Annotated in this window: 10 protein-coding genes and 1 pseudogene; 7 read left to right on the plus strand and 4 right to left on the minus strand. The window is 66.1% G+C overall.

The window, feature by feature from the left end; genetic code table 11:
- Positions 1–119: 119 nt before the first annotated feature.
- A complete protein-coding gene (locus SM757_RS00060) occupies positions 120–1,100 on the minus strand; it encodes a Bug family tripartite tricarboxylate transporter substrate binding protein (protein ID WP_322464055.1) in 981 nt (326 codons plus the stop codon).
- Positions 1,101–1,406: 306 nt separating this feature from the next.
- Between SM757_RS00060 and SM757_RS00065 the strand changes: the two genes are divergently transcribed.
- Together SM757_RS00065 and SM757_RS00070 are read left to right on the plus strand one after the other, a co-directional pair.
- Complete coding sequence (locus SM757_RS00065; protein WP_322464056.1) at positions 1,407–3,110, plus strand: site-specific integrase; 1,704 nt, start codon at positions 1,407–1,409, stop codon at positions 3,108–3,110.
- 153 nt (positions 3,111–3,263) lie between these two features.
- Positions 3,264–3,941 (plus strand): sensor histidine kinase, encoded by a 678-nt coding sequence (locus SM757_RS00070; protein WP_322464057.1) that lies wholly within the window; start codon positions 3,264–3,266, stop codon positions 3,939–3,941.
- On the opposite strand, the pseudogene SM757_RS00075 reads toward SM757_RS00070, so the two are convergent.
- Positions 3,906–4,776 (minus strand): annotated as a pseudogene (locus SM757_RS00075) (IS110 family transposase); the annotation flags it as partial. The gene SM757_RS00070 and the pseudogene SM757_RS00075 sit on opposite strands and share 36 nt — an antisense overlap.
- Positions 4,777–5,488: 712 nt before the next feature.
- Between SM757_RS00075 and SM757_RS00080 the strand changes: the two are divergent.
- The 5 genes from SM757_RS00080 to SM757_RS00100 all read left to right on the plus strand — a co-directional run bounded on the left by SM757_RS00080 (position 5,489) and on the right by SM757_RS00100 (position 9,929).
- On the plus strand, positions 5,489–5,746 hold the full coding sequence (locus SM757_RS00080; protein WP_322464058.1) for a hypothetical protein: 258 nt from the start codon (positions 5,489–5,491) through the stop codon (positions 5,744–5,746).
- 89 nt (positions 5,747–5,835) lie between these two features.
- Positions 5,836–6,915 carry a cobalamin B12-binding domain-containing protein gene (locus tag SM757_RS00085; RefSeq protein ID WP_322464059.1) on the plus strand — a complete coding sequence of 360 codons (1,080 nt, stop codon included), beginning with the start codon at positions 5,836–5,838 and terminating at the stop codon, positions 6,913–6,915.
- 582 nt (positions 6,916–7,497) lie between these two features.
- Positions 7,498–7,833, plus strand: a complete 336-nt coding sequence (locus SM757_RS00090; RefSeq protein ID WP_322464060.1) for a hypothetical protein — start codon at positions 7,498–7,500, stop codon at positions 7,831–7,833.
- 441 nt (positions 7,834–8,274) lie between these two features.
- Positions 8,275–8,577, plus strand: a complete 303-nt coding sequence (locus SM757_RS00095) for a hypothetical protein (protein WP_322464061.1) — start codon at positions 8,275–8,277, stop codon at positions 8,575–8,577.
- A 35-nt stretch (positions 8,578–8,612) separates the two neighbouring features.
- The gene (locus SM757_RS00100; RefSeq protein WP_322464062.1) at positions 8,613–9,929 is read left to right on the plus strand and encodes a HipA domain-containing protein; all 1,317 of its coding nucleotides are present in this window, start codon (positions 8,613–8,615) and stop codon (positions 9,927–9,929) included.
- Positions 9,930–10,115: 186 nt separating this feature from the next.
- On the opposite strand, the gene SM757_RS00105 is transcribed toward SM757_RS00100, so the two are convergent.
- Together SM757_RS00105 and SM757_RS00110 are read right to left on the minus strand one after the other, a co-directional pair.
- Positions 10,116–12,572, minus strand: a complete 2,457-nt coding sequence (locus tag SM757_RS00105; protein ID WP_322464063.1) for a hybrid sensor histidine kinase/response regulator — start codon at positions 12,570–12,572, stop codon at positions 10,116–10,118.
- Positions 12,569–13,015: a YfiR family protein gene (locus tag SM757_RS00110; protein ID WP_322464064.1), complete on the minus strand. Its 447-nt coding sequence runs from the start codon at positions 13,013–13,015 to the stop codon at positions 12,569–12,571. The genes SM757_RS00105 and SM757_RS00110 overlap by 4 nt, the downstream gene beginning before the upstream one ends.
- Positions 13,016–13,029: the final 14 nt, after the last annotated feature.

A 13,029-nucleotide genomic window follows, 5' to 3' on the forward strand; every position in this document is an offset into this window, starting at 1 on the left:
ATGCTCCTTGGATGGGTCACGACGCGCAGCGCCAGCGCATGAGGCGTCGTGCAATGGGTTCTTCACCGCCGTACCTTGCCCGGCTGGAGGCGCCAGGCAGGGCGGCCGGTGTCGGGGAATTACTCGATGACGACCTTGGCGTCCTTGACGAGCTTGGCGAACTTGGCCGTCTCGTCCTTGATCTGCTGGGCCATCGCCTCCTGGCTGTTGCCGATGGGCTCAGCGCCGATCTCGTCCATGCGCTTGCGCAGCTCAGGCGTCTGCAGCGCCTTGACGATCTCGGTGTTCAGCCGCGCCGTGATGTCCTTGGGCGTGGCCGCGGGCGCCAGCACGCCGAACCAGGTGCCGATGTTGAAGCCCTTGAGCCCGGCCTCGTCGAGCGTCGGCACGTCGGGCAGCGCGCTGGAGCGCTTGGCGGTGGTCACCGCCAGGGCGCGCAGCTTGCCGCTCTTGATGTGCTGCAGCACCGGCGTCACGGTGTCAAAGGACAGGTTGATCTGGCCGCCCAGCAGGTCCGTGGTCAGCGGGCCGCTGCCCTTGTAGGGCACGTGCACCAGCTCCACGCCGGTGAGGTTCTGGAACTGCGTGCCGATGAGGTGCTGCGCCGTGCCGTTGCCATTGGAGCCGAAGGTCATGCCCGGCTTGCTCTTGGCCAGGGCGACGAACTCCTGCACGTTCTTGGCCGGCGTGGCGGCGTTGATCACCAGCACGTTGGGCACCAGCGCGACCGTGGAGATGGGCGCGAAGTCCTTCTGGAAGTCGTAGGGCAGCTTCTTGTAGATGCTGCCAGCGATGGTATGGTGCACCGCGCCCATGAGCAGCGTGTGGCCGTCGGGCTTGGACTTGGCCACCATATCGGCGCCCAGCGTGGCGCCCGCGCCGGGCTTACTTTCCACGATGACGGTCTGGCCCAGGGCCTGCGTCAACCGCTCGGCCAGCGCCCGGGCAATCACGTCCGTGGTGCCGCCCGGAGGGAACGGCACGACCAGCGTCACGGGCTTGCTCGGCCATGTCTGCGCCGATGCAGCACTGATGAAGAGGCCAAGGGCTGCGGCGCTGCAGCCCTGGATGATGTGCCTGCGGGTGATTGCGGTGGTCATCCCTGTCTCCGTCGTAGTGATGGAGACGAACTGTAGGAATCAGAGGCCTGCCGTGATCGCCTTGAAATTCAAAGCATCTTTAACCTCAGTTCAACAATAGGCAGGGGTGTCATAGCGAGCGGTTACGGTCTATGCAAGGCGGTCGACGGCTGCGGCATTCCAGCCATGGCTTCCACCGAGCACGCCAGACGCCATCTCGCATGACGGTGCAGCGGGCACCATTGCACCAGTCCGTGCTTGGCCTACCGACCTGTCGCATCAGCGTTGCTATCGAGATAACTTTTCTTATCGCTATAGCATGCCTAGATGAGCAAACACGCACGCGGCAAAACACACGAGACCTCGGCTGCAGGCCATGAGCTGCCCGACGCCGCCGCGCTGGCGGCGCTGCGCGCCTGGCATGAAGGCCTGTCGGCACGCGCCGCAGTCGAGCAGTACCTGCCGCATGCCCTGCTTGACGGCGCATCGGCGCGCAGCGTGCTCGGCGGCATACGGCGCTGGCTGCAGCGCCTGGCGCGCTCGCGCCAGCGGCCGGATCTGGCCGAGACCTTCACCGTGGAGCACCGGGGCGACACGGCCCACGCCCGCGCCGTGGCGCAGGCCATCGAGACGCTGCGCGCATTGCCGAAGCCGCAGCCGCTCATCGGCGACCGGGTGGAGCGGTGGCTGCCCGCGCGCATCGCCGCCGCGCTGCAGGCTGCGGGCATCGACACGCTGGCGGCGCTGACACTGCGCGTGCCGCGCCGCCGGCGCTGGTGGACGGCCGTCCCGGGACTGGGCGCCACCGGCGCGCGCCAAGTGGAAAGCTTCTTCGCTGCGCACCCCGAGCTCACCGAGCGCGCCCGCGCGCTGGTGGCGGCGCCAGCTCTGGACGTGCGGCCCTGGGAGCGCATCGCGCTGCCGCAGGAGCTCGACGGCTCGCAGGGGCGCTTCCGTGCCCCGCGCGAGAGCTGCGCGCTCGACGCCCGCGACGACTACGCCGCCGTGCAGGCCTGGCTGGAGCGCCACGAGTCGGAGGCCACGCGTCGGGCCTACAGGAAGGAAGCCGAGCGGCTGATTCTGTGGGCGGTGCTAGAGCGCGGCAAGGCGCTGTCCTCGCTGGCCACCGAAGACGCCACCGCCTACCGCGCCTTCCTGCGCCGGCCCGCGCCTGCTGCGCGCTGGATCGGTCCGCCGCGGCCACGGCATTCGCCGGAGTGGCGGCCCTTTGCCGGAGCGCTGTCGGCGCGCTCCATCAAGTACACGGTGTCGGTGCTGGGAGCGCTGTTTCGCTGGCTGGTCGAGCAGCGCTACGTGCTGGCCAACCCGTTTGCCGGCATGAAGGTGCGCGGTGCTTCATCGACGGCACCGCTGGACGCCGGCCGGGGCTTCTCTCTGCCTGAGTGGCGGCTGCTGCGCGTCATTGCCGACGGCCTGGAATGGTCGTATGGCTGGAGCGCCCCGGCGGCGCAGCGGCTGCGCTTCGTGCTGGACTTTGCCTATGCCACAGGTCTGCGTGCCAGCGAGCTGGTAGGCGCCACGCTGGGGGCCATCGAGACCGACGCTCGTCAGGAATCGTGGCTGCACCTTGTGGGCAAGGGCGCCAAGACCGGCAAGGTGGCCCTGCCGCCGTTGGCCCTTACCGCGCTGGAGCGCTACCTGGTGCAGCGGCGGCTGCCGGTGACGCCGACGCGCTGGGCGCCCGAAACGCCATTGGTGGGAAATCTGGCCGATGAGGCCAACGGCATCACGACGGCGCGCCTATGGGCGCTGATGCGGCGCTTCTTCGCCACCGCTGCCGGCGTTATCGAAGGCGACAACCCGCAGTTGGCCGAGAAGCTGCGCCGTGCCAGCCCGCACTGGACAAGGCACACACATGCCTCGGCCGCTCTCGAACTTGGCGCCGATCTCACCACTGTCAGGGACAACCTGCGCCACGCCTCGATCTCCACCACCTCGACCTACCTGCACGGTGACGACACCAAGCGCGCCCGCGAGATGGCAGCGGCTTTCAGTACCCCACAGAGCTGAACGGCGCTGCGCGCGGCACCGTCGAAGCGCACCATTCTTGCGCCTGTGCACACGGCAGCGTTGTATACAGTATTTTGCAAGTGCTTGATACGCAAAGATTTTTTCACGCAAAGCGCACCAAATTCCCCGGAAAGTACGCCGACCCCGGCCAACATGAGCCACGAGTTCCGCACGCCGCTGAACGCCGTGATAGGACTGAGCGACTTGCTGTCGCGCATGCAACTGCCCGGCAAGGTACCTGAGTACCTGCGGCACATCCAGCAGGCGGGCAAGCAGTTGCTGCGGCTCACCGACGATCTGCTCGATCTTGCGTGCATCGAGGGCGGTGACATGCGGCTGCAAGACATCCGTTTCGAACTCGCTGCGCTGCTCGACGTGGTACGCACGCTGGTGCAGCCCGAGGCCGACGCCAAGGGCCTTGCGCTGCTGCTGCAAAGCGACCCAGGGCTGCCCTCGTACGTGGTCGGTGATCCGCTGCGGCTCAGGCAGGTGCTCGTCAACTTGGCCGGCAATGCCGTGAAGTTCACGCCGGCCGGCACTGTCACAGTGTGCGCAAAGGTACTGCATCGCACCCAGGCACAAGTAAAACTGCGCTTCGACGTCGCCGACACCGGAGTCGGCATCGCGCCCGAGGCCAGGAGGCTGATTTTCGAGGCCTTCACACAGGCCGACAGCTCTCTCACACGGCACTTCGGCGGGTCAGGCCTCGGTTTGCCCATTGTGCGTCGGCTGGTGACGCTGATGGACGGACAGGTAGAGTTCGACAGCATCCCCGGTCAAGGCAGTACGTTTCGCGTAACGTTGACCCTGGGCGTCCCGGGCGGCGCCTAAGCGCTTGTTAGCCAGGGCGCAGGCCACCACGTTGGAATGCCGGCGCGCGAGCATGGCGCAGACCCAGCGCCCAGTGACGTCGGTTCGCTGCTCGATGTGCTTCATGATGCTCCGTGCACCCGGCACGAGAAGCGAGCGCAACTTCTTGTCGCCTTGCTTGCTGATGCCCAGGAGTTTCGGCTTGTCTCCGGTGCTGTACTGCCCGGGTACAAGGCCCAGCGACGCGGCGAATTGGCGAACACTCTTGAACCGGTGCGGGTCACCGAGCTCGATGGAGAGCGCGCTGGCCGTGATCGGGCCAATGCCCGGTATCTCCAGCAGCCGACTGCTGCGCTCGTCGGCCTTGAGCTGGCGGTTGATCTCGCGGTCTACGTCGGCGATCTGGCCGTCGAGGTACTTGTGGTGAGCCTGCAGTCGCAGCAGGACATCGACGATTGCGGTCCCCTACCAGTGCCTCACGCACCCGGTGCAGCACCGAAAGGGCCTGCTGCGCTTCGGTGCGCGGCGCGGCGAAATGCATGTTTGGCCGCACGGCGGCCTCACAGATTGCCTCCGCGTCAGCGAAGTCGCTCTTGTTGCCCTCCACGAAGGGCTTCACAAACTGGGGCGGGATAAGCTTGGGCTGGTGGCCCATGGCCGCCAGGCGGCGCGCAAGCCAATGGGCACCGGCACACGACTCCATCGCGAGGGTGCGTGCCTGGAAAGTGCCGAGCTGCGTCAGCAGCGGGCTGCGGGTCAGCTTCTTGCGAAACACCATGCGCCCCGAGCCGTCCTGCGCGTGCAGGTGGAAACTGTGCTCGCCCGGGTCGATACCGATCAGCGAGACGTCGCCCATGATGGCCTCCACAGGGTGGGAGTGCAGTCCGCAGCGTACGTCGCTGCAAGGGGCCGAGCTGCCCATCCCATTAACGCGCTCTTTGACCGCTGCCAACAAGCTGGGCACGCTGAGCCTGGAGCCCGCGCAGTTCGCCATTCGGGACACTGCTCGTGCTGTGGTCGTCACGTAAAGCCGCATGACGACAGCTATCGCGCCGCAGGTCGACAGCACCCCGCTGGTAGCAGCCGTCGAGTAGCGAGGCGTGCCAGCGCAACTTCGTATTTCACCGCGGAAGTTCCCGCGGTACTCAGTCAGAGCCAGTTCTGCGCGGCAGTACGGCGCAGTTGTGCCGCCAGCTCGGGGCGGCTGGCTTGCACATCACGAGCCAGCTGCAACATCTCGCGACGCGCGCGTGCGCGGCCCAGGCTTTCCAGGACCGTCCAAACAGCGCGCAGCGACCGGCTCAGTGCTCGGCCAACTGCACGGCCAGATGCTGGGGCGGCGGGAGTACGTTGGACGACGGTGTCATATGCCAGATTCATGGTGATAGCTCCCTACAAGGACGGGAGAAAACACTCCCATAACTCGCAACCTCATGCTGCGGTGCAACAACTATAGGGGGAGAAGTCAGGGTTTACCCTACGTAGGGTTTTTACCCATTCAAGCCCATCAAGCTGAGTGAAACCTCTCCATACAAGAGCTTGTGACGTAGGCGGCGCACAGACGTCGTGTGGAATGTGCTCTGCATCTCGCAAGCATCATCGCGTCGTCGCGGGCCAGCGAATGGACGCTGGCCCACCAGATCGGGCACGTGCTGAGTCTGACGCACGCCGACGGCACCGAGCGGCTGATGACAGGGCGGCGTACCGATACCATCGAAGCCGAGATCGCGGATGACGTTGTCCCCGGACTCGCGGCCAGTTTTGAAGTGCATGTAAGCCCGCTGGGATTAGGTCAGACGGCCCGGCAGCTGATCGGCTGCTTCTGATTCGCACCCGACAAGTCGCCGCTGCCCGGCACGCTCTTGACCTGCCTGCGGGCAGCCACTAAGTTGACGGCAGCTTCTGCGAGCTTGCGATGAGCGAAGCACTTGTCCTGTCGGCCGGCCACCAGTTGCGCGACCGCGTCCACGCGCTCGCCGACGCGGCCGTGGCGTGCGAGTTCGGCCGCAACCCCAGACTGAGCGTGCGCTATGGCCCAGTAGGCCGTATCAAGTCGCGCCAGAACGCGGTCCATCATTTCTTGCACTTGGCCGACGCGATTGACGTCAACAGCCAGGCGCTGTTCAACGATTACATCGGCTGGCTCAAGGTGCTGCTGGAGCAACGTGGTTTGCGCAGCGGGGACCTCGACCATCACTTCGTTTGCATGGCCGAAGCCGTTCGCGAACAGATGCCGCCGCCGGTTGCCGCCGCCGCGGTCACGATGATCGAAGGTGCGCTTGCGCGGTTGCCGGCCATGCCGAGCACGGCCGAATGTCTACTCGATCCAGCCCAGCGGTTGTTTTCGCTGGCGCACGAATACGTGCAGCTGCTGCTGGGCGGCTGTCGAGGCGCGGCGGCTCGGCTGGTGTTGGATGCGGCTGAGCGCGGCGAACCGGTCCGCGAGCTGTACCTGCAGGTTTTCCAGAGAGCACTGCGTGAAATCGGGCGGCTGTGGCAGATGAACGAGATCAACGTGGCGCAGGAGCATTTCTGCAGCGCAGCTACCGAGATGGCGATGTCGCAGCTGCTGGCCCGAGCTGCAGTTGCCAAACCTTGCGGGCACAGCGTCGTGGTCGCCTGTGTCAGCGAAGAGCAGCATGCTCTTGGCGCACGCATGATCGCGGACTTCTTCGACATGGCCGGCTGGGACACCTATTTCTGCGGCGCGAGCACGCCGCACGCCGGCGTCGTGCAAACGGTGGCCAAGCGTTTACCCGACGTTCTGGCCATCTCCGCGGCGATGGGCTATCACGTCCATGCGGTCCAGGAGCTGATCGAGGAGATCCGCGCCGATTCACGCTGCGCGCCAGTAACTGTCATGGTCGGCGGCCATCCCTTTGGCATCGACCCGACGTTGTGGCAAAAGGTGGGCGCCGACGGCACCGCGGTCGACGCCGATGGTGCAGTCACGCTCGCCACTCAATGGCTGGTGAAGGTAGGGTCTCCACCGTGACGGCCTGTGCGGCGGTCTGCATCGTCACGCTGGTGCCCGACCCCGACCCCGACCCCGACCCCGACCCCGACCCCGACCCCGACCCCGACCCCGACCCCGACCCCGACCCCGACCCCGACCGCGATTGGGGCGTGTGTCCACTGAAAGCCGCAATCTCCAATCCTCAGCCCAGCCGCTGCGCTGCAAGCCGCACACCTGGCGTATGCGCCTACGGTCAACGGGATTGCAGCGGTTCCAGCGACTGCTCGCACGGCGGTGTCCTGCACCGACGGCGGTCGGCGGACTGCCGGCACGTTGCACAGCCGGTAGAAAGCGGCAATCCGTCTGATCTGGAAGCCGCCCATGACAAGGTGGCGACGGGGTACTACAGCAGCATCACGTGGTGCGTGGCTGTGGGCAAGCTACACCAGGCATGGTCGAGCACGTGCTGCGGAGGCCAGGAGGTACGACCACATCTGGCAACTCCCGATAGATTCGTGCCGCAATAAAAGTGATGATTCACATCCAGCCGGCATACGCGAGGTCTGCGCGTGGTCAGCCGGGTCCCTCTCGCGGAGCCAACGAAGTCTCCAGCCTTCGGGGATGCCAGGTTCTCACTCGAACCACTCCACCAGCTTCTTCGGCGACTGCGCCGATGGGGCCGTGCCCGTGCTGTGCTGCTACGGGCTCAACTGCTGCACCGTACAGGCCATGCAAGAACCCGAGTTGAAGAACACTCGTCTCGAACCTTTTGACGCCCATGCGCGCGCCAGGCTGCCGTGCATTCCCAGAGATGCACTGAATGCGCTCGAGCGTCGGTTGCTGGAACATCGGTTGCCAGCTGCGGAGGAGGCTTTCCTGGCCGCACGGCTGGCTACCTACCGCAAGCTGGCGCAGCTCGGACTGTGCGAAGACTGCTGCTGTGCCGGCACCGCGTAGCCCTTTGCGCATTGGGGAGGGCTGGACTGAGCAAATGGGGTGGCGGGTGTACCGCGTGGCTTTGCTCCACGCCATGGACCGCGCAACCAATGCCGACTAGGTCCCCAAGCTCTACGACGCCGAGCGGTGCGTCAGCCTGGATGGGAAGGGTCGCGAGGCCTCCCGTCGGTCTTACCGGTGGTCGCGGTGGGTTCGGTATGAGGCGGGAATGTCGTCGTCCTGAGAGCTCGCCCGTGGCCGGACCTCACGTCCACGACTACCAGATGAGGCTTTACATGAAGCTCAGACTGGCCTAAAAGCTGCCCGCGGCGACCGCGCGCCGGGATCAGCGTAGCCACGGCCTACCGCATTGCGAAGGATCCGCAGCTGCCGTCCCATAAGCAGGCATCTCAGGAGAGGCGCCAACCATACCCGCTGGCCGAGGTCTTCAACAGCGAGGTGGTGCCGCTGCTCAAGGCCGCATCCAGCGTGCGGCCGGTGGCGGTGCTCGAAGAGCTGATGCGCCGCCACCCGGATCTCGCGCACATCGCCTGGCGCACGTTGGAGCGGCGCAGCCGCACCTGGCACGCCCAGCACGGCGATGATCGCGACGACGTCTTCCGCCAGGTGAACGAGCTCGGCCGCCTGGGGCTGACGGACTTCAACGAGATGGAAAGCCTGGCCGTCAGCGTCCGAGGCGTGCTGCTGGACCACCGGCTCTACCATTTATCCGGGTCCAGAAGGCTCTTGAAAAAGCGCCTATAAAATCAATAAATCTATTCATAAACGATTCATTCAGGATGCCGCTTGTTGGTAAGGACCATCAGCAGATCCTTGGGATACTGGCATCCCGAGGTATTGCGACTTCGCGCGAGCTGCAGGAAGCCACTCGGAAGAGCCAACCAACCGTATCACGGCTCTTGAGTGACCTTTCCGGCCAGGTACTGGCTCTGGGAAGGGCGCGTGCCACCCGCTACGGGCTACCAAAATCCATTCACGGACTGTCAGCACAGCAGCCGCTGTTCTGGACGTCGGAGGAGGGACTTACCACGCGCATCGGCACGCTGTCCCTGCTTGCTCACGATGTTGTCCACGTGGACACCGACCGGGTGGAAAGCATCACGACCGGTGTGCTGCCCTGGTACCTCGCGCCGCTGCAGGCCCAGGGCTTTCTGGGGCGGCTGCTGGCGCAGCGCCTGGCTCTTCACGGCGTGGACGCCGACCCCCAGCGCTGGAACGTCGAGACGGTGCTGTTTGCGGCGCTGCATCTCCATGACGCGCCAGGTGCGCTGACCTTGGGTGAGCCGGTGGCCGCTCAGAGGCACGTCCCGTTGCCCGTGGACACGCGCCGACTGCCCGCGGCGCTGGACGCACTGGCGCTGGATGTGGCTCGCACGCTGCCTGCGGGCTCGTCGGCCGGTGGTGAGCAGCCCAAGTTCCTGGCTCTCATGGAAGACGGCCGCCACGTGCTCGTGAAATTCACACCACCGCGCGGGACGCCCTTTGGCGAGCGTTGGAGCGACCTGCTGCACGCGGAGAGCCTGGCCAGCGGCGTGCTGGCTGAGCACGGCGTCCCGGTGGCCAGCACATCCGTGGTGCAAAGCGCCGCTCGTACCTACTTGCTGAGCGATCGCTTCGATCGCGTGGGTGAACGCGGCAGGCGCCATGTGCTGCCAGTGGGCGCAGCCCACAACGCCTTCGTCGCCGGCTCCTACACGCATTGGGCCGCTAGCTGTGAGGCGCTTGCGCGTCAGAGGCGTCTGTCGGAGGTGGACGCCGCACGCGCTGCGGCATTGCTGCAGTTCGGCCGCCTCATCGGCAATACCGACATGCACTCCGGCAATCTTGGCCTGATCGTGCAGCCGCAGGATCTCGCCAAGGGACGCTTCTCGCTGGCGCCGGTCTACGACATGCTGCCCATGCGCTGGCGGCCCGATGTGCTCATGGGAGGCGCCTGTGACTATGGCCCCTTCGAGCCTGACGCGCTGAGCGCCGCCAGCGCGGCTGCGACTCCGGCCGTTGACTTTTGGTTGAGGCTGGCCAGCCTCGACGTCGTGAGCCGCGCATTGCGCGATGTGGCGGCTGAAATGGCAAGGCGCGTTCGGCAGGCGCACTGACAGTGGCGGCGGAGTCCATGCCGGCGCAAAACGGTGTGTCCGTACACTGCGTCAAGACAGTCGCGCTCATGTGAGGTTGGATGCATCAGCATCTACCAGATGACAGGAGGTGAGGTATTTTGGTCTTGTTGCGACCCACAAGCAGATCGCGGTGCACTCGGAGTGCCGTGACAATCCGCTGCGCTTTCAATGTAGGCCGGTATGTCTACCAACTCTGTCTTCTCCGGCCGCTTTCCAGGAACTGCCTGGCCGTTGTGCGCCGGCCGCCGTGGAGGTCGGCGAGAAGCTGCGGACTGGTGTGACCCAGCGCAGCAGCAACTGGGCCAGTTGAGCACGCGTGAAGGGCTTGCTGAGGTAGTCGTCCATGCCTGCCGCCAGGCAACGCTCGTGGTCCCCGGCCACCGCATTGGCCGTCAGCGCCGCAATGGGCACCCGCGTCGCTCCCAGTGTGGCCTCGTGACTGCGAATGGCCTGGGTGGCCTCGAAGCCGTCCATCTCCGGCATATGACAGTCCATGAGCACCAGGTCATACCGGCCGGCCAGGACGGCTTCGACGCCAGCGCGCCCATCGCTCGCCACGTCCGCCTGGCAACCGAAGGCCTCGAGCATCGCCACCGCCAGCATGCTGTTGACAGGCTGGTCCTCGACCACCAGCACGCGCGAGTCGAATGTCGGCAGCGGCTCATTTTGAGCTTCACTCGCGCCCGGCATCGCATGAACCGTACCGCCTGCCACCGTTCCAACGAGTTTCAGCAATTCCGCTCGGCGCAGTGGCTTGTTCAGGCAGGCAGCGAAGCCTGCGACGCGCGCCTGCTCGGCTGCGGCAGCGCTGTCGTGAGCGAGGGTGGTGAGAAGCATCATCCGTGTGCCGCGCAGCACCGGGTCAGCGCCGATGAGCCGCGCCAGCTCCATGCCATCCAGGCGCGGCAGTTGCCGCTCCAGCAACACCAGGTCGAAGGGCAGCCCGGCGGCAGCGGCCGTGCGCAGGCGATGCAACGCATCGGGCCCCTCCGCCGCGCCGCAGACGTCCATCCCGGCGCTGCCCAGGTGCCGTTGGAGAACGCCGCGCTGCGTGGCATTGCTTTCTGCGACCAGCACGCGCAGACCCCGCCATGCCGGCCCCTCACAGGAACTTTGGTATGCCCGTTGCTCCGGCGGTACGGTATCGAGCCGCACCTCGAACCAGAACATCGAACCCTCGTCAGGCTGGCTGCGCACGCCGACCGCACCGTCCATCATTTCCGCAAGCTGCCGCGTGATTGCCAGGCCCAGACCCGTGCCGCCGTAGCGTCGAGTGGTGGTGCCATCGGCTTGCACGAATGGCTGGAACAACCGTTGCTGCTGCTCCTGCGTCAAGCCGATGCCGGTGTCGCTGACCTCCACACGCAGCACGCTCGCAGGCGTGCCGGCCATCCTGGCACGCACCACCACCTGGCCCTCCGCCGTGAACTTCACGGCGTTGCCAACCAGGTTCAGCAGCATCTGACGCAGCCGCACCACGTCGCCGTGCATTCGTGCCGGCAGCGTGTCGTCCACGTCGACGATCAGTGCCAACCCCTTGGCCTGGGCACGCTCGGCGAGCATGACGGCACAGTCCTCCACCAGGTCAACGGGCGAGAACTCCACGCGGTCAAGCTCGAGGCGGCCGGCTTCGATCTTGGAGAAGTCCAGGATATCGCTGATGACGTCCAGGAGCGCCGTGCCGGAGCTGCGGATGGTCTGGGCGAAGTGGCGCTGGCGAGCATCCAGGGTGCCGAGCAGCAGCAGTTCCGACGCGCCCAGCACACCGTTCAAGGGCGTGCGGATCTCGTGGCTCATGTTGGCCAGGAACTGGGACTTGGCACGGCTGGCGGCCTCGGCGGCATCCCGCGCCGCCACCAGCTCGGCGGTGCGCGAGAGCACCTGTTGTTCCAGCTCCTGGCGGTGCGAAGCCAGCTGATCGTCCCGGACCTGTACCTGGTGCAGCATGTCGTTGAAGCCATCGATCAGGCGACCGATCTCGTCGTCAGACTGGCGCGTCACGCGTACCGAGTAGTCGTTGCTGTGGGCGATGGTGGTGGTGGCTCGCGCCAAACGCTCGATGGGTGCCGTGATGACGTTGCGCACCCGCCCGGCCACCAGGTACACCAGTGCGAAGGCCGCGACCAGCGGTACTGCCAGTCGCGCCAACTGCGCGGCCAGGGTGATCCACACCGCGGACAGGTCGGCCTCGATACGCAGCGTGCCCAGCCGCTCGCCGCGCAGGACGACGGGGCGCTCGACCTGAAGCCTGGACGCCATCCAATGCCAGTGCCCAGGCTCGGCCGTTTGCGGCCCGCCAGGCAATGCCTGGTATTGCGCGAATACCTGTCCGTCGGGCGTCAGCAGCAGCGCTGTCAGCACGCTGGGCTTGGAACGCAGCGCCGCAAGCACCTGGTTGGCGGCCTGCCGGTCGTCGAAGGCCAGTGCGCCCGTGCTGTTGATGCCCAGCACGTCAGCCAGCGTCTCGAGCTGCTGGCGCTGTTCATGCCTGTGTTCGATGAACTCACTTACCGCGACGACGCTCAGCGCCAGCGCGAAACCCGCTCCCAGGGCCAGCGCCATGATCGCGCCGAGCTTGTGGCGCAGCGTGAGAGCGTCGAAGTGACGGCGCAGCGCTTTCATGGCGACGCGCTTTCCTGTGCCATGCGACCGAGCTTGTAGAGCTGGGCGCTGAGCTTGAGGGCACTGCGCTTGACAGCCTTTTCATTGAGCTCGAAGCGCAAGCGCGCACCCTCGGGTACCAGACCGATCATGCCGCCGCTGGCCGTGAATCCGTCGGCATCTCCCACGGTGAGTATGTCCTGCGCCTCGGCCCGGCGCAGCAGGCCTGCCGGGACCTTGCGCTGCGCTGCTTCGGGAACGAACAGCGCATGGCATTGCTGGAGATCGTCAATGCGGTCGATGTCGCTGACGCTCAGCACGTGCCGGTCCACCGTTCGGCCAGCCAGGTTGCGCAGCGCGTCCGCCAACTGCGCGCTGCCGGCCCAGACGCACAGCGTCAAGGCGGCGTCCGGGCTGGCCAGGCGCTGCGCCGGCCATTCGGTGAAGCGAAGGAAATTGAACACGAATGCCGCCTTGA

The organism is Azohydromonas lata (assembly GCF_034427735.1).
Lineage (GTDB): Bacteria > Pseudomonadota > Gammaproteobacteria > Burkholderiales > Burkholderiaceae_C > Azohydromonas > Azohydromonas lata.